The sequence below is a fragment of the Roseococcus sp. SYP-B2431 genome, from assembly GCF_004336745.1.
Taxonomy (GTDB): Bacteria; Pseudomonadota; Alphaproteobacteria; order Acetobacterales; family Acetobacteraceae; genus Roseococcus.
This window is the reverse complement of record NZ_SJXD01000028.1, coordinates 331,360-351,850: the sequence shown is the minus strand read 5'-3', so window position 1 is coordinate 351,850 and position 20,491 is coordinate 331,360. Positions and strand designations below refer to the sequence as shown.

The window sequence follows — 20,491 nt, the reverse complement described above, 5'->3', positions numbered from 1 at the left end:
GGAGATCGGTGAGGATCAGGAAGCGCCGCGCCTGATCTCCCGGGACGCAGCTTCGCGCGGGAGGGCGCCGAGCGGCTATCGCGCGAAGAAGGCCCGCTCCTCGGGCGTGATCGGCTGGCCGATGACCCGTTCCGGGATTTCCCAGATGATCAGCCGCGGCGGGCTCTCGCGGAAGGTCGCGCCGGCGAAGTAGTCCGAGGCGGCGCCTGAGAAGCCGCCGCCCGCCCGGGCCAGGTTGGTGACCTTCGCGCCCAGCGCCTCCTGCAGGGCGCCGTGGAAATTGGCGTTCACCGAATAGGAGGAGCCGATCAGCGTCACCTGCGGCGCTCCGGCATCGTCCAGCAGGCCGCCGCTGGCTTCGGGCTCGCGGGTCCGCGCGAGGTGCTGCCGGTCGATGCGTGGCCTCAGCCCGTCGGGCAGGATGTCGAGGCCCATCAGCCGCAGCAGGTCGCCGGGACCGGGGGTCAGCGCGGCGTCGCGGGTCGTCGCGAAGCCGCCCGGACGGTCGATGCCGACACCCTGCGCCCGGGCCGCGATGGCCTGCGCCGCGACCGCGGCGCCGTCCTGGTTCCAATGGGTGTCCGTGCGCCAATAGGCATCCTGCCGCGCGGCCAGGGCCTGGAGCGGCGGCAGCAGCGGGACGGGCGCGAGATCCTTCGCCGACAGCGCGGCCATCAGGCGGTCGTAGCGCGCCGCCGATTGCGCGGAGAGCGGCGCGCCGCAGAGCCGGTCGCCATGCACCCGCGCCTTGTCCGGCACGACCGCCACGAGCAGCGCGATGTTCCGGGCGGCCAGCCGGTCGCGGATTCGCGCCAGGGCGTCGACGCGCTCGGCCATGATGGCCTCGGCATCCGGCCAGGGGCGCAGCTCTTCCGTCAGGAAGAGCCAGCCGTCGCAGCCCACCCGCACCTGCGGCCCGCCGGAGCGGAAGAGGCCCCAGCGGAACAGCCCGCCGGCAGCGCGCGCCCAGGGGTCGATGGGCAGGTTGTGCGCCATGATGTGGTTGATCGCGCCGGCGGTGCGCCCGGCGAGGAAGGCCTCGCCGTTCAGGTTGGGCTGGAGGCGCTGCTGCGCGGCGGGGAGCGCGATGGCGCGCAAGCCCTCGGACAGGCCCCAGGCCAGGATCGCGATGACCAGCACCGCCTGCCAGATCGCGGTCTTTCGAAGCCAGCCTTGCATCCGTGCGGCTCCTTCAGAACTGGAAGTAGAGGAAGGGAACGGCGGCGCGGCTGTAGAGCAGGATCATGCCCAGCACGAAGCCCGCCAGGGGCGCCGCGGCCCAGCAGTACCGCCAGAAGGCGCCCATCTCCTCGACGGGCCGCTGAAAGGGCAGTCGGCCGCCGAGCAGCGGCAGATAGATCAGCACCACGGCGAGCAGCATGCACCACCACTGGTCGGGCGTGACCTGCCAGGCCAGGGCGTCGGAGATGGGCAGGCTGCCGGGGAGGAACATCGCGCCGTACATGGCGACGGCGCTGGTCATGTCGTGCGCCCGGAAGGCGACCCAGCCGACGACGACGGCCAGCATCAGCAGCAGATTGCCCAGGAAGTAAGGCATCGGTCCGTGGCCGGCGCCGCGCCAGGCGCGGTGGATGGCCAGCCAGCCGCCGTGCCAGAAGCCCCAGAAGATGAAGGTCCAGTTGGCGCCGTGCCAGAAGCCGCCGATGACCATGGTCATCAGCAGGTTCACATAGGTGCGGACCGGGCCCTTCCGGTTGCCGCCCAGCGAGATGTAGAGGTAGTCGCGCAGGAAGCGGCTCAGCGTCATGTGCCAGCGCTGCCAGAATTCCTGGATGTTGCCCGCCAGGTAGGGGTTGTTGAAGTTCTCCGGGAAGCGGAAGGCGCACATCTGCGCGAGGCCGATGGCCATCGCCGAATAACCCGCGAAGTCGAAGAAGAGCTGCAGCGTGTAGCCGACCGCACCGGCCCAGGCGTCCGCCATGCTCGGGTTGGGCAGTGCGTAGACCACGTCGACCATGGGCGAGATGGTGTCGGCGATCAGCACCTTCATGCAGAAGCCGATCATGAAGCGCCGCGCGCCCAGGCCGAACTTCTCCAGCGTGTGGACGCGGTGCTTGAGGTCGTCCTCGATCTCGGCGTAGCGCACGATCGGGCCGGCGATGAGCTGGCTGAAGATGGCCTTGTACGCCGCGAAGGCGATGAAGTTGCGGCTGACCGGCACGGTGCCGCGCCACACGTCGACCATGTAGCTGACCGATTGCAGGACGTAGAAGGACAGTCCGATCGGCAGGATGATCTCCGACCAGGGCGTGGGCGCGAGACCTATCGCGCTGATGGCGTCGTTGAAGGTCTGCACGCCGAAGTTCGCGTACTTGAAATAGCCGAGCACGCTCAGGACCACGACGAGGCCGAAGGCGAGCAGCCGGTTCTTCGTGCGGCCCGGCTCCGTCCGGTCGATCAGCCGCGCCATCACGAAGGTGAAGACCGTGACCCCGACGAGCAGGCCGAGGAAGTCCACCCGCCACCAGGCGTAGAAGCCCCAGGACAGCAGCAGGATCGTCCAGTTGCGATGGCGCGCCGGCGTCAGGAAATAGAGGGCGAAGAACAGCGGCAGGAAGAGGAAGAGGAACTCGAAGGAGGCAAAGATCATCGGCCGCTATCCTCCCTGCGGGCATTCGTCCGGGACGGAACCGCATCGCGAGAGGCGGCGACGCATTCATATGCGCAGGCCATTGACTTTCCTCGATTCGCGGGGGGACGCAGGACGGCCTTAGCATCGACAACTCGGGTTTTGCAATGCCCGCCATGCGTGTTTTCCGGCCGTGTTGCGCGCCTGCAAAGGTGCCCGTTTCGCGGATTTTCACCGGCCGCGTTTCTGATTTATGGTCTATGCCGTTGCGACGGATTCATGGGGCTCGCTCGTGCCGGACCAGATCACCGAACAGAACGCGCTCACCTATTTCGCCCGGCGCGGCGTGGCGGCGCAGTGGCGCACCTTCCTCCGCGCGATGATGGAGACGCTGGAAAGCCATCTCGACGCCCCCGGCCGCGAGGGGATGATGCGTCTGGTGGGCGCGCGCATGGCCGCGCTGATGCCGCTGCCCGCCTGTGCCACGCTGGGCGAGCTCGAGGCCCGCATCAACGACGCGCTTGCCACGGTGGACTGGGGCTATGTGCAGATGAGCCTCGACCTGGGCAACCGCACGATGGTGCTGCGCCACGTGGCGGCGCCGCTGGTGGGCACGCATGCGGACCTCAACGGCTCCTGGATCGGCTCGGTGCTGGAGGGGCTCTATGCGGGCTGGCTCGGCAGCCAGCCCGGCGCGGAGCCGAGCGTGCCGGTGCGGAAATGGTCGCCGGATGGCGCGGCGCTGCTGCTGCGCTACGCGAATATCCCCGGCTGACGCCTTCTCACCGGGCTTAAATCGCTCAGGCGGCGTGCAGCCGCAGATGCGCCATCCGGGTGACCTGCAAGGTCGCCTCATGCGTCGCCGCCAGAACGACCTTCGGTGCATGGCCCGCCTGCCGCGCCTCTTCCCAGCGCGCGGCGCAGAGGCACCAGCGATCGCCGGGCTTCAGGCCCGCAAAGCCGTATTCCGGCCGTGGCGTGGAGAGGTCGTTGCCGGTGGCGCGGGAGAATTCGAGGAAGCCCTCCGTCATCTCCGCGCAGACGGTGTGCAGGCCGAGATCGTTCTCGTCCGTATTGCAGCAGCCGTCGCGGAACCAGCCGGTGAGGGGCGCCATGCTGCAGGGCAGGAGCACGCCGCCGAGCACGTTGTGCGCGACGGGCCGTTCCTCGCGGCGCGGGATGGAACCGTCCGGCATTCATCCTCCCTCAAACAGGCGCGCCGAGCAGATGATGCGCACCCCGGTCCAATCGGGCCGCGACTGCGGCCGGCGCCGCCCAAGCCCCTTGCCGACCCGCGCTCCAGGAGCGGCCGGGGCGAGCCGCCCCAACCCGCCCGGGGGTCGGAGGGTCGACTAAGCGGCGGCCTTGATGGCCGCCGCCTTCACGTCGTCGCCGACGGCGCCGGCGAAGGTCTCGAAGTTCTTCTCGAAGAGGCCCACCAGCTTCTTCGCCGTCGCATCATAGGCCGCCTTGTCCTGCCAGGAGTCGCGCGGGTTCAGCACGTCACCCGGGATGCCCGCGACGGCCTTCGGAATGGCCAGGCCGAAGAACGGATCCGTCACGAACTCCACCTGGGCCAGCGAGCCGTCCAGCGCCGCGCGCAGCAAGGCGCGCGTGTGCTTGATCGACATGCGGTGGCCCGTGCCGTAGGCGCCGCCCGTCCAGCCCGTGTTCACCAGCCAGACCTGCGCGCCGTCGCGGGCGATCAGGCTCTCCAGCATGCGGCCGTAGACCTCCGGGTGGCGCGGCAGGAAGGGCGCGCCGAAGCAGGTGGAGAAGGTCGCCTGCGGCTCCTTGCCGAGGCCCTTCTCCGTGCCGGCGACGCGCGCCGTGTAGCCCGAGAGGAAGTGGTACATCGCCTGGGCCGGCGTCAGCTTGGAGATCGGCGGCAGCACGCCGAAGGCGTCGGCCGTCAGCATCACCACGTTCTTCGGCAGGCCGCCCATGCCGCCCGGCTGCGTGTTCGGGATGAACTCGATCGGGTAGCAGCTGCGCGTGTTCTCGGTGTAGCGGTTGTCGTCGAGGTCGAGCTTGCCGTGCTTGTCGGAGACCACGTTCTCGAGCACGGCGCCGAAGCGGTGCGAGGCATCCCAGATCTGCGGCTCGGCCTCCTTCGACAGCTTGATGACCTTGGCGTAGCAGCCACCCTCGAAGTTGAAGACGCCCGTCTCGGTCCAGCCATGCTCGTCATCGCCGATCAGCGCGCGCTCGGGATCGGAGGAGAGGGTGGTCTTGCCCGTGCCGGAAAGGCCGAAGAACAGCGCCGTGTCGCCATCCTTGCCGACATTGGCCGAGCAATGCATCGGCAGCACGCCTTGCGCCGGCAGCAGCCAGTTCATGACGGTGAAGATGCTCTTCTTGATCTCGCCGGCGTAGCTGGTGCCGGCGATCGCGATGATCTTCTGCTTGAAGGAGAGGCCGATCAGCGTGGTCGAGCCGGCGCGGCCGCCATCCTCGGCCGGGACCGATTCCAGCTCGGGCGCGTGCAGGATGGTGTAGTCGGGCGTGAAGCCCTCCAGCTCGGCCTCGGCCGGGCGGATGAACATGTTGCGCGCGAAGAGGGCATGCCAGGCATTGGTCGTGACCAACCGCACCTTGATGCGGTACTTCGGGTCGGCGCCGGCGTAGAGATCCTGGGTGAAGAGCTCCTTCTGGCCGCCGAGGTAGCCGCGGACGCGCTTCAGGAAGACCTCGTACTTCGCCGCATCCAGCTTCTGGTTGACCTTGCCCCACCAGACATCGGCCGAGGTCTCGGGCTCGTCCACGACGAACTTGTCGGCCACCGAGCGGCCGGTGTGCTGGCCGGTGATGCCGATGAAGGCGCCGTCGGCCGAGAGGCGGCCCTCGCCGCGCAGCATGGCCTGCTGGACCAGCGAAGCCGCCGTCAGATTGGCATGGACGGTGCCGTTGGTGACGCCGGTGCCGGCGAGGGAGTCGGTCATTCGCGGTTTCCCAGTGAAGCGGACGGCCGGAGGCGATCGCTCGTCCCGGCCCAGGCTGTTTCGAGGAGAGTTGAGACCGAATTAGGGCGGCTAAGCTCCGGTGACAATGCGCTAACACCTCGCGGAACCGCAGTTCGTCGCAAAAGACGCGAGGCGACCCGCCTACTGCGATGCACGATTGCCAGGACGGCCCCGTCGCGCGGCACGGATCAGCTCCGCGCGGACCGCGTCCGGGCCGGACGCGGGCGCCTCGAAGTCCAGCCGGAGGACGGTATCGCCAAGGACGAGATCCAGCCCGTCCACATCGACCGCGGCGAGGCGCCAGGCGCCTGGGCCGCCGCCGGGCAGGCCCCGTGCGATGGCGGCGATAGCGTCCGGATGGTCCTCGTTGACGTGCTGGATGATCTCCGCCTCCGCCGAGGCGATGGCTTCGACGGCGTCCGGATCGGGCAGCAGCCCGGCGAGGGGCAGCCGCGTCGCGCGGGCAAAGCCGCCGACGAGGAGAGCTCCGCCCGGCTTCACTCGCCAAAGACCGAAATCGCCGAAATCGGCATAGGCGGCGGCATAGGGATGCCGCGTGAGCCAGCGCGCCTTCAGCCCCGCATCTTCGATCCGTTCGGCGATGCCCGTGAGCGTGACGCGCGGCGCCGCCTGCGGATTGGCCGCCGTGGCCCCGCCCTGGAAGAGCAGGGCGCAGCGCGGCTCCCGCATCAGCTGCCGCGTGTGTTCGGAGAGCGTGGAAAGCCAGAGCAGCGGCGCCAGCTCCGGCGAGCAGGCTGGGGTGACGAGGCCCGCGAAGGGCTGCCCGTCGCGCTGCGTGGCCAGGGTGGCGGCCCGCGCGGCGCGGATGATCTTCCGGGCTTCGAAGCCTGAATCGTCGGTCATGGGGGAAGCCTGGGGCGGGAGGAGCCGGGCGTCCACCCGGCCCATGCCCCGGTGGTCAGCGGTAGGAGCAGGTGAAGCGGATCTGCGTGCCGACCTGGGCGGGCGCCGGGGCGCCCGTGCCGCCGGGGTTGCTCGTCCGAAGCGCCAGGACGGTGATGTCCTTCTGCTGGAAGGCGTTCAGATCGAAGCGGGCGATCGGGCGGAAGACGGTGAAGTTCCCGATGCGGGCGAGGGTGAGCATCGTCGCCGTCATCGCGCGGCGGTTCGGGTCCATGTTCTGGAACTGGCCGTGATACTCGACTTCGGCGGTCCGGCCGTTGGAGATCACGTTGCTGTAGAATGCGTTGGCGACCAGGCTGCCGTTGCAGTAGCGGGCCTGCTGGGCGGCGGCGGGGTAGGCGAAGGCGCTGGCGGCGACGGCGGCGGCGAAGGCGGCGGTCCGGGCGAAGCGGGTCATCTGGTCTCTCCTGGTCGGGGCGCCTTTCGGCTCGGTTGGAGAATGCGGCGCGGTGGCGTCGCCGGCCACCAGGCGGAACCGATCGCCGCGATAGGCCGCCGCCGAGGAAGGACTTCGCAAGCGCGATCAATCCGGCCTGGGGCATAGGCGGCGCATGACGCTCAGGACCGCCACCCTCACCGACCACGCCGCGCGCATCAGCCGCGCCGTCCGGCATTCCTCCGAACGGCTGGAGCGCACGCCCTTCCTCGAGGAGCTGGCCGGCGTCGCCGCCTTCTCGCCCTGCTACTTCCACCGGGTCTACCGCGCGCTGATGGGCGAGACGCCGGCCGAGACCCTGACGCGCCTGCGCCTGTCCCGCGCCGCCGCTGCCCTCATCCGCACCGGACAGACCATGTCGCGCATCGCCCGCGAGGCTACGGCTCGGTCGCCGCCTTCACCCGCGCCTTCCGCGAGGCCCATGGCCTCCCGCCCGGCGCCTATCGCCACCGCGCCGGCATCGGCGCCATCCTGGAGCACGAGATGACCGAAGTGATCTTCACCGAGCTGCCCGCCAGGCACCTCGCCACGCTGCGCCACATGGCGCCTATGCCGAGATCGCCGGCACCTTCGAGCGGCTCGCCGCCTGGGCGCGCGGCAGCGGGCTGGTCGGGCCGCAGACGCGGTTCTACGGGCTCTATCGGGACGACCCCGCACGCCGTTCCGTCCAGCACGGGATGCTCGGCCGGTTCCTCGCCGCTGGCGGGCAGCCATTCGCCGTAGAGCCGGTCTAGGCGCCCTTCAGGAAGCGCAGCCGGGCACAGCACAACGCCGGCAGCGAGAGCACTAGCTCAACGATTGCCGCACCCTGCCGCCGGCCGAGTGGCTGACCGACATTCTTCTGCCGCTGAAACGGAGATAGTTGCGAATCTGCCACGGCTGCGTCTGTTTTGTGCCTGAATCGCCGCCTATGAAGGGCGGCAAGGAGGCACCCATGCCGCAAACCATCGCCCTCGTGGACGACGACCGCAACATCCTGACCTCGGTCTCCATGACCCTGGAGCAGGAGGGCTATCAGGTCCGCACCTACACGGACGGCGAGAGCGCGCTGCAGGGCCTCATGGGCAAGCCGGCGGACCTGGCCGTGCTCGACATCAAGATGCCGCGCATGGACGGCATGGAGCTGCTGCAGCGGCTGCGCGCCCGCAGCGCCATGCCGGTCATCTTCCTCACCTCCAAGGACGAGGAGGTGGACGAGCTGATGGGCCTGCGCCTGGGCGCCGACGATTACATCACCAAGCCCTTCTCCCAGCGCCTGCTGCTGGAGCGCATCCGCGCGCTGCTGCGCCGGAACGAGGCGATGAAGCAGGAGAGCAGCGGCGTCGTCGCCGGTGGCCTGCTGGTCCGCGGCGACCTCACGCTCGACGAGACCAAGCACACCTGCATCTGGAAGGGGAAGCCGATCCAGCTGACCGTCACCGAGTTCCTGCTGGTGAAGGCGCTGGCGCTGCGTCCGGGCCTCGTGAAGAACCGCGACCAGCTGATCGACGCGGCCTATGGTGAGAACATCTATGTCGACGACCGCACCATCGACAGCCACGTGAAGCGGGTCCGCAAGAAGTTCCGCGCGCAGGACGACGAATTCGCGCAGATCGAGACGCTCTACGGGATCGGCTACCGCTACAAGGAGCAATAAGCGCCTTCAGCCGCGTAGGCGCAGGCCGATCTCGGTCAGCGCGCCGACGCGCGTGCAGCCCTGCACACGCGGGTCATGCACCTCGCCCCAGAGGCCGCGCGCGATGAAGACCGGATGCAGCCCCGCCGCCCGCGCCGGCTCCACGTCGTTGTCGAGACGGTCGCCGACATAGGCGATCTCGGCCGGCGCCGCGCCCGTGGCCTTTAGCACCTCGGCGAAGAAGCCCGGCTCGGGCTTGGACACGCCCCATTGGGCCGAGGTCGCGACGAAATCCGCGCCGAGGGACAGCGCCTCCAGCGCCTCGGCCACGCCGGGCGGCTGGTTGCCCGCGATGCCGACGCGGAACCCCGCCTGCCGCAGCGATGCGATGCCGGCGCGCACGTCGGGATAGAGATCCGCCTCGGCGGGAATTTCCAGCCCGTTCAGCCGGGCGCGATGGGCCTTGATGTCGACATGCGGCGCCAGCTCGCGGATGGTGCCGCCGATGCCCTTCTCTGCCGCGATGCCTTCGCGCAGCTTCTGCGTGAACGCCTCCTCGGTGAGCTCCAGCACATCGGCCCAGCCGCGGATCAGCCGCGCCTCGTCCACCAGCACGCCGCCGACGTCGAAGACGACCCAGGAGATCACCAGGTGAGCTCCAGCACGGCGATGCGGTTCTCGGAGCGCGGCAGCGCGCGGCCGACCAGCTTCTCCTCGTTGTACAGCGCATGGACCGCGCTTCCGGCGCGCCCGATCGGCAGCGCCCGGCTTGCCGTGGCAAGGCTGGCCACGCCCTCGCGCTTCTCCGCGACCTCCTGGTCGTCGATCAGCACCACGTCGCGCGGCCAGGAGAAGTAGCCGCGCGGGCGCGTCAGCCGCACGATGCAATCGGCGCCGCGCTCCGCCTCGGTCAGCGGCGCGGGCGGGCGGAGGTTCACCACGGCCGAGGAGCGCGGGAAATGCGAGCGGAAGTAGTGCGCGACCGGATGGCCCGGCACGCCCAGCACGATCTCGACCGGCATGTAGCGCCAGGCCGGCAGGACGGCGCCGCCCCAGGCGCCGTCCGCGCCCGTGGTCATGTTCAGCAGCGCGTCGCCCTCGCGCTGGCCCTGCCAGTCGAGCGTCCAGACCTCGACGGTGGCGCCGGCGACCGGGCGGTTGGTCGGCACGCCGTTGGACAGGCCGGTCACGATGCCGCCGATCCGCGGCCGCTCCTCCGGCACGACGCCCAGCATATGCGGCTCGCGGCCCGCGATATGCTTGAACTGCTCGCGGAAGGAGCGCCAGTGATAGGCCGTCTCGCGATGATCGAGGCCGGTCAGCAGGATGTTGGTGGCGCCGCGCAGCGCCGGCCCGTCCTGCGTGATGCCCGTCGGCGTGCCGGGCCGGCCGACATAGCGGCCGTCCGGCTGCGCATAGAGGTCGTTGTCGGAGCGGAGGGTGAGGAAGCTCGTGCCCGCGACCACGTCCGTGGGGCCGCCGTTGAGCCGGCGCAGGAACGGCGCGCGGCCGTTGAACTCGCTGCCCGGGTTGAACTCCCAGTCGTAGACGCCGCGGTTGGGCGTGCCGCAGGTGACGACATGGCTCACCTGCGCGGCCCCGGCCGGCCGCGAGACGAAGTCGCGGATCGGGTAGCCGCCGCGCGAATTGCCGACGAGCGCCACGCGGGCCGCCCCCGTCCTCGCGCGCAGCTCCGCGACGGCGGCGGCCAGGCGCTCCGTCTGCTCGGCGCTGGAGCTGCGGTCCGACTGGGCCACGGCGTCGTCGGCGCGGGCCACCGGGTCGGGCAGGCTGATCGCCGTCATCCGGGCGCGCGGCCAGTTGTTGGATTCGAAACGCCAGAGCGTCGTCATCCACAGGGCCGCGTGGTCGCCGTTGCCGTGCACGAAGAGGATGGGTGTCCGCGCCGCGTCCTGCGCGGAGGCGGCGCGGAGGAAGGGCAGGGCGAGCGCGGAGCCCAGCAGCGCGCGGCGGGCGAGGGTCATGTTCAGCCGTCCAGCCTGATGCCCAGCTCGCGAATCAGCGGGCGCCAGAGCGCGTTCTCGGCGGCCACGAAGGCCTCGAACTGCGCCGGCGTCCACGGCTGGTAGTCGATCCCCAGCCCCCGCATGCGCGAGGTGATGTCCGGCGACTGGATCGCGGCGATCATCTCGGCGGAGAGCCGGGCGACGATGGCCGCCGGCGTCGCCTTCGGCACGCTCATCCCCTGCCAGCCATAGGCCACGGTGTTGGGGTATCCCAGCTCGGCCATGGTCGGCACCTCCGGCGCGTCGGGCGTGCGGGCCTCCGTGAGCGCGGCGAGCGCGCGCACCTTGCGGTCGCGGATGAAGGGCAGGCCGGTCGCGGTGTCGATCACCACGCAGTCCACCTGGCCCGCGAGCAGGTCCTGCATGGCGGCCGGCCCGCCGCGATAGGGGACGTGGGTCACGTCGATGTTGGTGCGGCGCCGCACCAGCTCCATCGCCAGGTGATGCGGCGAGGCGACGGCCGGCGTGCCGTAGGTGACGGAGCGTTGCCGCGAGGCCGCCAGAAGCCCGGCAAAATCGGCCGGCGCGCCCTCGGGCCGCACGACGATGTAGAGCGGGAAGCGGCCGATGAAGCCGGCCCCGGCGAGGTCGGTGTCCGGATTATAGGGCAGCCGCGTGTAGAGCGCCGGGTTGTAGGTCAGGATGCCGTTGTCGACATGCAGCCAAGTATAGCCGTCGGCGGGCGCGCGCGAGACCGTCTCGCTCGCCAGCACGGCGCCGCCGCCGGGCCGGTTCTCCACCACGACGTTCTGGCCGAGCCGCGCGGACATCGCCGCGCCGATGAGCCGCGCGAAGGTGTCCGAGGCGCCCCCCGGCGGATAGCCGACGATCCAGCGGATCGGGCGCTCCGGGAAGCTCTGCGCCGGCGCCGCCTGCGGCAGCATGGCCGCCATGGCGGCGCCCGATCGGAGGAGGTTGCGGCGTGCCAGCATGGGTCGGTGTCTCCGGGATGTCGGGGCATCATGAAGGGCCGGCGCCGGCCTTCCAAGACGTCATCCCCAAACGGCGCCGGACTTCGGCATGGGCGGGTCGGTGCAGAGGCGGTTGCGGCCGCCGCGCTTGGCCTCGTAGAGCGCCGCATCCGCCCGCTCGACGAGATGCGCGGCCGCCTCGCCCGGTTCCGCCACCGCGAGGCCCAGCGAGACGGTCACGCCGAGCCGCTGCCCGGTGTGCTGCCCCCCTTGGCGGATGAGGAGCGAGGCGCCGCCGACGCGGGCGCGGATCGCCTCCGCGGTGCGCGCCGCCTCCTGCAGGCCGTGGCCGCGCAGGATCACGCAGAACTCCTCGCCGCCGAAGCGCGCCGCCAGCGCGTCCTGGCCGGCCCCCAATGCCTGGGACAATGTCGCCGCCAGCAGGCGCAGCACGTCGTCGCCCACGTGATGGCCATGCGTGTCGTTCACCGCCTTGAAGTGGTCCACATCCACCATGACCAGGGCGAGCGGCAAGGTTCCCGCCTCCTCCAGCCCGGCGCGGAGCGCCTCGTCCAGGCAGCGGCGGTTGGCGAGGCCGGTGAGCGGGTCGGTCGTGGCCTGGCGCCGCGCCTCGGCGAGTTGGGCATGGAGCTCCTGCGTCTTGCGGGCGGTTTCGGTCAGGCGCCGCGCGGCGGCGTCGCTCCGGCGGCTGACCTCGCGCGTCTCGGCGACCAGGCGCTGCAGCACGGCGCCCAGGGCCTCCGGGCCGTCCGAGAGGCCGTCGGAGGCCTCGCGCAGCGATCCGCCATAGCGTGTCGCGGCCTCCCGTGCCCCATCCACCAGGGTCACCGCCTCGGAAACGGCGCCCTCCAGCCGGCGCGACATCTCGTGCAGCGAGAGGGCCTCGTGCCCCGCCTCGAAGAACTGCGCGTGCAGCTCGTCCATCCGGGGCTGGGCGATACGCCCGCCGCCCTCCAGCGCCGCATCCAGCGCGTAGCGCAACCCGGGCTCCGAGCCGCCATGGTAGCTGAACCAGATGAGGTAGTTGGCCGGCGTGGGCGAGAGCCCGTTCTGCAGCATGGAGGCCATGGCCGCATGCGCGAGCACGAGGCTCGGATCCTTGCGCGGGGGCGCCGGCGGCGGTTCCGCGATGGCGGCGGTGGGAAAGGACATTCTCGGCTCGGCATCCCGTTCGTTCCGCGCCCAGAAGACCACCATAAGGTGAACAGGAGGTTTCCGCCGGCGCGGATTCAGCCGAGGCCGGTGATCGCCTTCACCGCGAGCATCCACAGGGGCAGCGTGAGGACTGAAAGAAAATGCTCCGAGGAGGTGATCGCCGCCATCAGCGGCGCATCGCCGCCCATGGCGCGCGCCATGACGTAGGAGGTGGCGGCCGTCGGCAGTGCCATGAACAGCACGGCGATGGTGGTGGCCAGCGGCGGGAGGTCCAGCCAGAGGCAGGCCGCCAGCGTCACCGCCGGCACGATCAGCAGCTTGAGGAACGCGGTCGCGAGCTGCAGCGGGATGCGGTCCGCCAGCGCCTCGACGGAAAGCGCCGCGCCCACGGCCAGCAGGCCCAGCGCCACCGAGGCGCGGCCCAGGGATTCCATCAGCGGCTTCAGGCCCGGGGGCAGCCCACCCAGCCAGGCCACGAGGAAGCCGGCCACGCAGGCCAGCATGAGCGGGTTGCGCAGGATCTGCCGCAGGATCGGCCAGGGCCTGAACCCCTTTTCCGAGGCGAAGGCGGCGTTGCTCACGAACTGCACGAAGGGGACGATCAGCCCCGAGGAGACGGCGCCGAGCGCGATTCCCGGCAGGCCGAACATGGCGCCGGCCACCGCGAAGCCGATCAGATTGTTGAAGCGGATGCCGCCCATCACGACGCTCGTCATCGAGGCATGGCCCTGGCGGTGATGCCGGGAGATCAGCAGCGAGAGCACGGTGCCGATGCCGAGCGCGATCCAGATCGCGACCAGCATGCCGAGGATCGGAACCTCGCCCAGCCGCACCGAGCCGATCGCCGCCACGAGGAGCGAGGGCAGCAGCACCCAGAAGATCAGCTTCTCGATGCCGGCCCAGATGGCGTCGTCGCGCAGCAGCCGTCGCTTCAGGACCGCGCCGAGCGCCAGCATCCCGAAGCACGGCACGAAGGCATCGATGTAGGGGAGCACGGTCAGAGCATCTTCAAGGCGGGCCGACCTCGCCCGGCCAAGGCACGCGGCAAGTCTGGCTCACGCACCGAGTTCGAGCGGCGCAGCGTTTTCGTCGGACGGAGCCTGGTGCGATGCGCCCTGCGCCGCGAGGTCCCGCAGGCAGGAGGCCTCGGTGCGCTGCGCCAGGCCGCCGGCACGCGCCTGCACATGCGCCACGCGCGGCCCCGCCTCGGAGGGATACATCACGATGTCGAGCTGGCAGCCGCCGCCGGCATAGAGCCAGACCTCGGCCGGTCCCTCCTCGCGACGGAGGATGGGCTCGCCCAGCGCGGCGCGCACCGCCGCGGGCGAGGCGCCGAGCAGCGCGGAGGCCATGCGTGGAGCCGGAGCAGGCCGGCGCGCGGCGGCGGGCCCGGCCATGCGGCCCGGGACGCGGGGCGGGAGCGGGGCGGCCGAGGGCGCGGAAGGCGGCACGCCCAGCGCCTCCAGGCTCGCGCGATGGGAGGCGAGGGCGGCCCGAGCCGCCTCGACCTCGCGATCCGGCCCCGTGGCGCAGGCCGCGAGAAGAAGGGGCAGGAGGAGGACCCAGCGCGGCATCGCGCGAACATCCCGGAAGAAGGTTAAGCCCGCCTGCAGGAAGCGGGCCCCAGGATCCAGACAAGACCCTGGGTCAAAGCAAGATCCGGCGTCAAACCAGGATCAGGTGCCCTCGCCCTGCAGCATCTCCATGCTACCGACGATCTGGCCGCCCTCCTCGACGGAGAGCTTCTTGTATCGCGCCATGCCCTTCACCTTGCCGGTGGAGCGGATGACGAGGTTGCCGCGCGCCGTCAGCGTGCCGTCGAAGAGCCCCCCGATCTCGGCGTCCTCCACCTGGACCTCGCCGCGGAAGACGCCGGTCTGGGTCACCGAGAGCTCGGCGGCCTGGATCATCTGGCTCTCGACCGTGCCGTCGACCACCAAGCGCTCGGCATCCGCCACCGTGCCCTGCAGGCTGATGCCGCGGCCGACGATCAGCGTGCGGCGGTCGGCCTGGCCCTCGACGCGCGGCGTGCGGGCCGGCGAGGCGGGGGCGCCGGGCACGCCCGGCCGGGCCGGGGCAGCGCCGGGCTTCGGCGGCACGCCCATCGGCGCGCTGTTCGCGGACGGCGCACGGTAGGTCGGCATTGTCAGCTCGGAGTCGCGCGAGGTCGGAACGCTCACCGACTCCTGCGGGCCCTGGGCCTCAGAACCGTCATCCTTCTTGCGGCCGAAGATCGACATGCGGGCAATCCTTCAAGTTCTAGGCGTTGGAACAGGTTTATAACGGCCGGCCTCTTGGGGGCAACGGCAGGTTGCAATTTATCGCGCCGGCTTTGCAATCGGCCGGTTTGGCGGCTACGCCTCCCGTTGCGACGCAACAGGATCCCGCCCCGCATGACCCCACCCACGCTCGATATTCTCGGCATCGGCAATGCCATCGTGGACGTTCTTGCGCCCACGGATGAGACCTTCATCGCCGAGCGCGGCCTGCCCAAGGGCGGGATGCGGCTGATCGACGCGGCGGAGGCCGAGGCGCTCTACGCCGCCATGCCGGCCGGAGTCGAGAGCTCGGGCGGATCGGCGGGCAACACCTGCGCGGTGGCCGCCGCGCTGGGTGCCAAAGTGGGCTTCCTGGGCAAGGTCGCCGCCGACCAGCTCGGCGAGGTCTTCGCCCATGATATCAAGGCGGTGGGCGTGCATTTTCCCACCCCGCCGCTCTCCGGCGCCGCCCCCACGGCGCGCTGCCTGATCCTGGTCACGCCCGACGGGCAGCGGACCATGAACACCTTCCTCGGCGCCTGCGTCACCTTCGGCGAGAAGGATGTGGACGCCGCCGAGGTGGCCCGCGCCAAGGTCGTCTACCTGGAAGGCTACCTCTTCGACCCGCCGGAGGCGCAGGCCGCCTTCAGGGCCGCCGCCCGCGCCGCCCATGCCGCCGGCCGGAAGGTGGCGATCACCCTCTCCGACCCCTTCTGCGTCGGCCGGCACCGCGAGGCCTTCCGCGCCTTCGTGAAGGAGGAGGCCGACATCCTCTTCGCCAACGAAGCCGAGATCCTGGCCCTCTACGAGATGGACGACTTCGAGGCCGCCGCCGCCCAGGCCGCCCAGGAGGTCGAGATTGCGGCCCTGACCCGCAGCGAGCACGGCTCGATCATCCTCTCCGGCGGCGAGCGGCACCTGGTCGCCGCGCAGCCCACCACGGTCGTCGACACGACGGGCGCCGGCGACGCCTATGCGGCCGGGTTCCTGGCCGCCTGGGCCAGGGGACTCTCCTTGCCCATGGCCGGGCGCTGGGGCAGCATCGCGGCCGCCGAGGTCATCAGCCATTACGGGGCCCGGCCGCTCGTGAACCTGAAGGAGCTCGTGGCATGATCCGCCTGATCGCCCTCGCGCCGCTGCTCGTGCCGATGCTGTTGCCCACGGCGGCCTCAGCCCATCGCGGCGAGCGCTTCGAGACCATCGCCCAGCTCGCGCAGAACGATTCGATCCGCGAGCTGCAGCGCCTCCAGGCCAATCCGGACCAGCCCCCCGGCGTGGCCGCTCAGCGGCGCGACGCCGCCGAGGTGGATGCGGCGAGCCTGGACGACGCGGCGGGCCAGCTCCAGGGCGCGCTGACGGCGTTGCGGGCCGGCCGCCCCGGCCCTGCCAACGAGTTCCTCGAGCGTGCCGAATCCCGCCTGCTCACCCGCAGCACGGCGCCTGCCCGCGCCGGCGAGGCGGTGAGCGGCGGCCCCATCGGCCGCATCGCCGCCGCCCGCGCCGCCCTGCTGCGCAACGACCGCGCCGGCGCCCAGCGGGAGGTCGAGGCCGCCCTGGTCGCGATCGACCGCCCCAGCCGCCGCCCGCGCTGAGGCCGCGATGACGCCGGACCTTCCCGAAGCTCCGCCGCCGATCCGGGACGCGATCCTCGACTGGCTCGACCGCTTTTCCGCCACGGTGCGCGAGGTGGACTACCGGAGCGCCTACCCCTTCTGGCACCCGCGCATCATCGCCTTCGGCACGGTCCAGGCGCTGGTCGAGGGGCTGGAGCCCTGGCGCGACCAGCAATGGGAGAGCGTCTGGCCGAAGACCAGCGACTTCCGCTTCCCCCGGGATGCGGCGCGCGTGCTGGCCAGCCCGGACGGGCGGATGGCGGTGGCGATCGCGCCCTTTACCTCGACCGGCTACGCGCCGGACGGCACGCCCTTCGACCGGCCCGGCCGCGCCACGCTGATCCTGGTGCCCGGCGGCACCGAGGGATGGCTCGGCGTGCACAGCCATATGTCCCTGAGGCGCGGCGTTCCCGCCGACAGCCACGGGAACCGGCCCGTGAAGGCCCGTTAGGCCGCGCTTCCACTCCTCGACGCGGATCGGCCGCGCGGGCGCCGCCTACCGGCAGATCAGCCGGGTGTTCCCGGTGATGCGGGTTCCGTCCACGATGGCCGTGCCGTTGGCCAGGATATACTCGCGGAACGTCCGGCTGTTCAGCGTCTGGGTGGAATAGATGTCCCGGTTGGGCTGCGCGTTGACCATCTGGAACCGGACATCGAACCGGATCGGCTGCATCGACGAGTTGGCGATCCGCGCCACGTAGTTCCAGGTGCCGCCCGAGCCAGGCCGCGTCTGGGCATATTGCACCGCGAGCCGGTCCGGCCCCAGGCAGGACTGCTGGGCCTGAGCAGCGGAAGCGGTGCCGAAGACGAGCATCGCCGCAAATACATGTTTCATCATGATATTTGTTTCCCCAACGCGGCGAGGATATGCCTCGGGACCGAGACGACTGCAACGGCCGGTTCTGTCTCGTCCGTCACATCTCCGCGACTGTCCATGCGGCGACGAGACTCTCACATGAGACCCGCGCATGACGTGGATCGCATCTCCGCTGGCAATTTTGTTGCGGCGCCCCTATGTGTGCGCCGCAGCACAGCTTCATGACCGATCAACGCCGCCCGGGCATCTTCGCGCGCGGGCCAACCCACGCCCGGAATCCCGACCCCATGACCAGCATGCGTAACCTCGCGATCATCGCGCACGTCGACCACGGCAAGACCACGCTCGTCGACCAGCTCCTCAAGCAATCCGGTACCTTCCGCGAGAACCAGCAGGTGGCCGAGCGGGCGATGGACCGCAACGACCTGGAGCGCGAGCGCGGGATCACCATCCTCGCCAAGTGCACGGCGGTCGAGTGGAAGGGCGTGAAGCTCAACATCATCGACACCCCCGGCCACGCCGATTTCGGCGGCGAGGTGGAGCGCATCCTCTCGATGGTGGACGGCGCCATCCTGCTGGTCGACGCGGCCGAGGGCGTGCTGCCGCAGACCAAGTTCGTGCTCGGCAAGGCCCTGGCCCGCGGCATCCGCCCCATCGTGGTCGTGAACAAGGTCGACCGCCAGGACGCCCGCCCGCATGAGGTGCATGACGAGGTGTTCGACCTCTTCGCCAGCCTCGACGCGACGGACGAGCAGCTTGACTTTCCCATGCTCTTCGCCTCCGGCCGCCAGGGCTGGGCCGATGAGGTGATGGAAGGCCCGCGCGAGAACCTGGACGCGCTCTTCGCCCTGGTCGTCCGCCATGTGCCCGAGCCGACCGTCCTGCCGGACGCGCCCTTCGCGATGAACGCGACGCTGCTGGAATACGACAACTTCCTGGGCCGCATCCTGACCGGCCGCATCGAGCAGGGCACCGCCCGCGTCAACATGCCGGTGAAGGTGCTGCGCGCCGACGGCACGGTGGCCGAGACCGGTCGCCTGTCGAAGCTGCTCTCCTTCCGCGGCCTGGAGCGGGTTCCGGTGGACGAGGTGCATGCGGGCGACATCATCGCCATCGCGGGCCTGTCGGACACGACCATTCCCGACACGATCTGCGCCCCCGACCAGGCCACGCCGCTGCCGGCCATCCCGGTCGACCCGCCGACGCTCGCCATGACCTTCCGCGTCAATGACGGCCCGCTGGGCGGCCGCGAGGGCAAGAAGGTGACGTCGCGCCAGATCCGCGACCGCCTGATCCGCGAGGCCGAGGGCAATGTCGCCATCCGCATCCGCGACAGCGAGGAGACGGATGCCTTCGAGGTGGCCGGCCGCGGCGAGCTGCAGCTGGGCGTGCTCATCGAGACCATGCGCCGCGAGAGCTTCGAGCTCACCATCGGCCGCCCGCGCGTGCTGATGCGCGAGAACCCCGAGACCGGCGCGCGCGAGGAGCCCTTCGAGGAGGTGCTCGTCGACGTGGACGAGGCCTATACGGGCGTGGTCGTCGAGAAGCTGTCCATCCGCAAGGCGCAGATGCAGGACATGCGCCCCTCGGGCGGCGGCAAGACGCGCATCACCTTCATCATGCCCTCGCGGGGCCTCATCGGCTACCACTCGGAGTTCCTCACGGACACGCGTGGCACGGGCATCATGAACCGCCTGTTCCACGGCTATCTGCCCTTCGCCGGCACGATCGAGGGTCGCCGCAACGGCTCGCTGATCTCCAATGTGGACGGCGAGACGACGCAGTACGCGCTCTTCGCCCTGCAGGAGCGCGGCCACCTCTTCGTCGACCCGGGTGCGAAGGTCTATGAGGGCCTGATCATCGGCGAGAACTCGCGCGGCGACGATCTCGAGGTGAACCCCGTCAAGGAGAAGAAGCTCACCAACATCCGCGCCGCCGGCAAGGATGACGCGCTTCTGCTGGTGCCGCCGCGCAAGATGAGCCTGGAGCAGGCGATCGCCTATATCGAGGACGACGAGCTGGTGGAGGTGACGCCTTCGGCCATCCGCATCCGCAAGCGCTACCTGGATCCGAACGAGCGCAAGCGCATGAGCCGCAAGGCCGAGGGCCTGCCGGTCAAGGGCGAGGCGGCCTGAAGACCACCGCGAGGGGCTCCGCTCCTCGCGGAACCCGCGGCGCAGGCCCCTTGGGGCGTTGCGCCGCGTTACATCCTGCCCTGGTTCCGCGGCAATCAGGCCCCGAACCTGCCTTGGCCCGGACCCATCCTCCCCTGGATCGCAAATTCCTGCGAGGGAGGTTTCCAATGTCGAAGTTCTTCATCGCCGCTGCTCTGGGTCTCGGCCTGCTCTCGGCGGGGCCGGCGGCCAACGCCGCCACGGCGCTGCGCGTCGATGCCCATGCGGAGGTGACGCCGGTGCATTACCAGGGCGGTCACCACGGGCGGCACTATGCACCCCCTCGGCGCCACCATCATCACCATTATGCGCCGCCGCCTCGCCATTACGGTTGGCACGCGCCGGTTCATCGCCCGCATCGCCAGTACGGCTGGCGCTAGGGCCCTTCCTTCGGAAGGGCTGGCACAAGCGCCCGAGCCCTTGATGGTCCAGACGATTTGCTTCCGGTGGCTCGACCCACGGCGGTCATGCCCCGAAAAGCGCCGTCTGGGGCTCCAACCATGCCGCCGCGCCTGGCCTCCAGGCGCGGCATACATGTTTTGTCATATTTCCGACACTCAGCGACGGCCCGCTCCCGGCATCTGACGCGAAAGGCAATCACGCCTACGCAGAGGATACCATCGCATGTTCCGCCCGCTTCTCGTCGCGGGGCTCCTGATTTCGGGTGCCGCCGTAGCCGGCCCGGATATCCGCTCCATCCCCGGCGGCGTGCACGGCAGCGCGCCAGCCAGAATCATCGGCACCGATGGTGGCGGTCTGCCCGTTATTCAGCGCCCGGAAATCCCGGCCTCGCGCGTCGTGAGGAACGGCGTCGCGCGCCTGGCCACGACGGGCGACGATCGCACGATCACGTATTCCGGCGCGGGTCGCGGGAGCTTCGGCGCCGCCCGGTCCCCCAGCATCGTCAGCAACGAGAACGGACGCCCTGAGCTCCGCTACTCGAACTGACGTCCAGGGCGCGCGGCGGGGGTCGTGCGCTTCTTTTCG

At 70.5% G+C, this 20,491-nt stretch carries 23 protein-coding genes; 9 read left to right on the top strand and 14 right to left on the bottom strand.

What is annotated here, in order from left to right:
* Positions 1-75: 75 nt before the first annotated feature.
* Positions 76-1,179, bottom strand: coding sequence for an alginate O-acetyltransferase AlgX-related protein (locus EJV46_RS20005; protein ID WP_131550472.1), 1,104 nt, complete (start codon positions 1,177-1,179; stop codon positions 76-78).
* A gap of 13 nt (positions 1,180-1,192) precedes the next feature.
* Complete coding sequence (locus EJV46_RS20000) at positions 1,193-2,611, bottom strand: MBOAT family protein (RefSeq protein ID WP_131550471.1); 1,419 nt, start codon at positions 2,609-2,611, stop codon at positions 1,193-1,195.
* 232 nt (positions 2,612-2,843) lie between these two features.
* Here EJV46_RS20000 and bcsD point away from each other — a divergent pair, with 232 nt between their 5' ends.
* Positions 2,844-3,365, top strand: coding sequence for a cellulose biosynthesis protein BcsD (gene bcsD / locus EJV46_RS19995; protein ID WP_131550470.1), 522 nt, complete (start codon positions 2,844-2,846; stop codon positions 3,363-3,365).
* Between the two features lie 25 nt (positions 3,366-3,390).
* Here the strand turns inward: bcsD and EJV46_RS19990 are convergent, their stop codons facing one another.
* The 4 genes from EJV46_RS19990 to EJV46_RS19975 all read right to left on the bottom strand — a co-directional run bounded on the left by EJV46_RS19990 (position 3,391) and on the right by EJV46_RS19975 (position 6,874).
* Positions 3,391-3,786, bottom strand: a complete 396-nt coding sequence (locus EJV46_RS19990; protein ID WP_131550469.1) for a DUF2237 family protein — start codon at positions 3,784-3,786, stop codon at positions 3,391-3,393.
* Positions 3,787-3,942: 156 nt separating this feature from the next.
* Positions 3,943-5,532, bottom strand: coding sequence for a phosphoenolpyruvate carboxykinase (ATP) (gene pckA / locus EJV46_RS19985; RefSeq protein ID WP_131550468.1), 1,590 nt, complete (start codon positions 5,530-5,532; stop codon positions 3,943-3,945).
* A gap of 162 nt (positions 5,533-5,694) precedes the next feature.
* Positions 5,695-6,417: a HugZ family protein gene (locus EJV46_RS19980; protein WP_131550467.1), complete on the bottom strand. Its 723-nt coding sequence runs from the start codon at positions 6,415-6,417 to the stop codon at positions 5,695-5,697.
* A gap of 55 nt (positions 6,418-6,472) precedes the next feature.
* Entirely contained in the window at positions 6,473-6,874 is a 402-nt protein-coding gene (locus EJV46_RS19975; RefSeq protein WP_131550466.1) for a hypothetical protein, read from the bottom strand.
* A 154-nt stretch (positions 6,875-7,028) separates the two neighbouring features.
* On the opposite strand from EJV46_RS19975, the gene EJV46_RS19970 reads away from it, so the two are divergent.
* The gene (locus EJV46_RS19970) at positions 7,029-7,400 is read left to right on the top strand and encodes a helix-turn-helix domain-containing protein (RefSeq protein ID WP_131550465.1); all 372 of its coding nucleotides are present in this window, start codon (positions 7,029-7,031) and stop codon (positions 7,398-7,400) included.
* Between the two features lie 447 nt (positions 7,401-7,847).
* Positions 7,848-8,549 carry a response regulator transcription factor gene (locus EJV46_RS19965; protein WP_131550464.1) on the top strand — a complete coding sequence of 234 codons (702 nt, stop codon included), beginning with the start codon at positions 7,848-7,850 and terminating at the stop codon, positions 8,547-8,549.
* 6 nt (positions 8,550-8,555) lie between these two features.
* Here the strand turns inward: EJV46_RS19965 and EJV46_RS19960 are convergent, their stop codons facing one another.
* The 7 genes from EJV46_RS19960 to EJV46_RS19930 form a co-directional block, all read right to left on the bottom strand.
* Entirely contained in the window at positions 8,556-9,176 is a 621-nt protein-coding gene (locus tag EJV46_RS19960; protein WP_165585628.1) for an HAD family hydrolase, read from the bottom strand.
* On the bottom strand, positions 9,173-10,513 hold the full coding sequence (locus tag EJV46_RS19955) for a hydrolase (RefSeq protein WP_131550462.1): 1,341 nt from the start codon (positions 10,511-10,513) through the stop codon (positions 9,173-9,175). Before EJV46_RS19955 ends, EJV46_RS19960 begins: the two co-directional genes overlap by 4 nt.
* Positions 10,514-10,515: 2 nt before the next feature.
* Positions 10,516-11,487, bottom strand: coding sequence for a tripartite tricarboxylate transporter substrate binding protein (locus EJV46_RS19950; protein WP_131550461.1), 972 nt, complete (start codon positions 11,485-11,487; stop codon positions 10,516-10,518).
* 60 nt (positions 11,488-11,547) lie between these two features.
* Positions 11,548-12,639: a GGDEF domain-containing protein gene (locus EJV46_RS19945; RefSeq protein ID WP_165585627.1), complete on the bottom strand. Its 1,092-nt coding sequence runs from the start codon at positions 12,637-12,639 to the stop codon at positions 11,548-11,550.
* Positions 12,640-12,716: 77 nt separating this feature from the next.
* The gene (locus tag EJV46_RS19940) at positions 12,717-13,637 is read right to left on the bottom strand and encodes an AEC family transporter (protein WP_131550459.1); all 921 of its coding nucleotides are present in this window, start codon (positions 13,635-13,637) and stop codon (positions 12,717-12,719) included.
* 60 nt (positions 13,638-13,697) lie between these two features.
* A complete protein-coding gene (locus EJV46_RS19935; RefSeq protein WP_131550458.1) occupies positions 13,698-14,216 on the bottom strand; it encodes a hypothetical protein in 519 nt (172 codons plus the stop codon).
* Between the two features lie 102 nt (positions 14,217-14,318).
* Complete coding sequence (locus EJV46_RS19930; protein ID WP_240782664.1) at positions 14,319-14,882, bottom strand: polymer-forming cytoskeletal protein; 564 nt, start codon at positions 14,880-14,882, stop codon at positions 14,319-14,321.
* A 153-nt stretch (positions 14,883-15,035) separates the two neighbouring features.
* Here EJV46_RS19930 and EJV46_RS19925 point away from each other — a divergent pair, with 153 nt between their 5' ends.
* From EJV46_RS19925 to EJV46_RS19915, 3 genes are read left to right on the top strand one after another with little or no spacing between them, the layout of a single operon-like run.
* The gene (locus tag EJV46_RS19925; RefSeq protein WP_131550457.1) at positions 15,036-16,013 is read left to right on the top strand and encodes an adenosine kinase; all 978 of its coding nucleotides are present in this window, start codon (positions 15,036-15,038) and stop codon (positions 16,011-16,013) included.
* Entirely contained in the window at positions 16,010-16,492 is a 483-nt protein-coding gene (locus EJV46_RS19920; RefSeq protein WP_131550456.1) for a hypothetical protein, read from the top strand. The genes EJV46_RS19925 and EJV46_RS19920 overlap by 4 nt, the downstream gene beginning before the upstream one ends.
* A gap of 7 nt (positions 16,493-16,499) precedes the next feature.
* Positions 16,500-16,964, top strand: coding sequence for a nuclear transport factor 2 family protein (locus EJV46_RS19915; protein ID WP_131550455.1), 465 nt, complete (start codon positions 16,500-16,502; stop codon positions 16,962-16,964).
* Positions 16,965-17,009: 45 nt separating this feature from the next.
* Here EJV46_RS19915 and EJV46_RS19910 read toward each other — a convergent pair whose 3' ends face one another.
* A complete protein-coding gene (locus EJV46_RS19910; protein ID WP_131550454.1) occupies positions 17,010-17,351 on the bottom strand; it encodes a hypothetical protein in 342 nt (113 codons plus the stop codon).
* 266 nt (positions 17,352-17,617) lie between these two features.
* On the opposite strand from EJV46_RS19910, the gene typA reads away from it, so the two are divergent.
* The 3 genes from typA (at position 17,618) to EJV46_RS19895 (ending at position 20,452) form a co-directional block, all read left to right on the top strand.
* The gene (gene typA / locus EJV46_RS19905) at positions 17,618-19,465 is read left to right on the top strand and encodes a translational GTPase TypA (RefSeq protein WP_131550453.1); all 1,848 of its coding nucleotides are present in this window, start codon (positions 17,618-17,620) and stop codon (positions 19,463-19,465) included.
* A gap of 167 nt (positions 19,466-19,632) precedes the next feature.
* Positions 19,633-19,884 (top strand): hypothetical protein, encoded by a 252-nt coding sequence (locus tag EJV46_RS19900; RefSeq protein ID WP_131550452.1) that lies wholly within the window; start codon positions 19,633-19,635, stop codon positions 19,882-19,884.
* Between the two features lie 244 nt (positions 19,885-20,128).
* The gene (locus EJV46_RS19895) at positions 20,129-20,452 is read left to right on the top strand and encodes a hypothetical protein (protein ID WP_131550451.1); all 324 of its coding nucleotides are present in this window, start codon (positions 20,129-20,131) and stop codon (positions 20,450-20,452) included.
* Positions 20,453-20,491 lie beyond the last annotated feature (39 nt).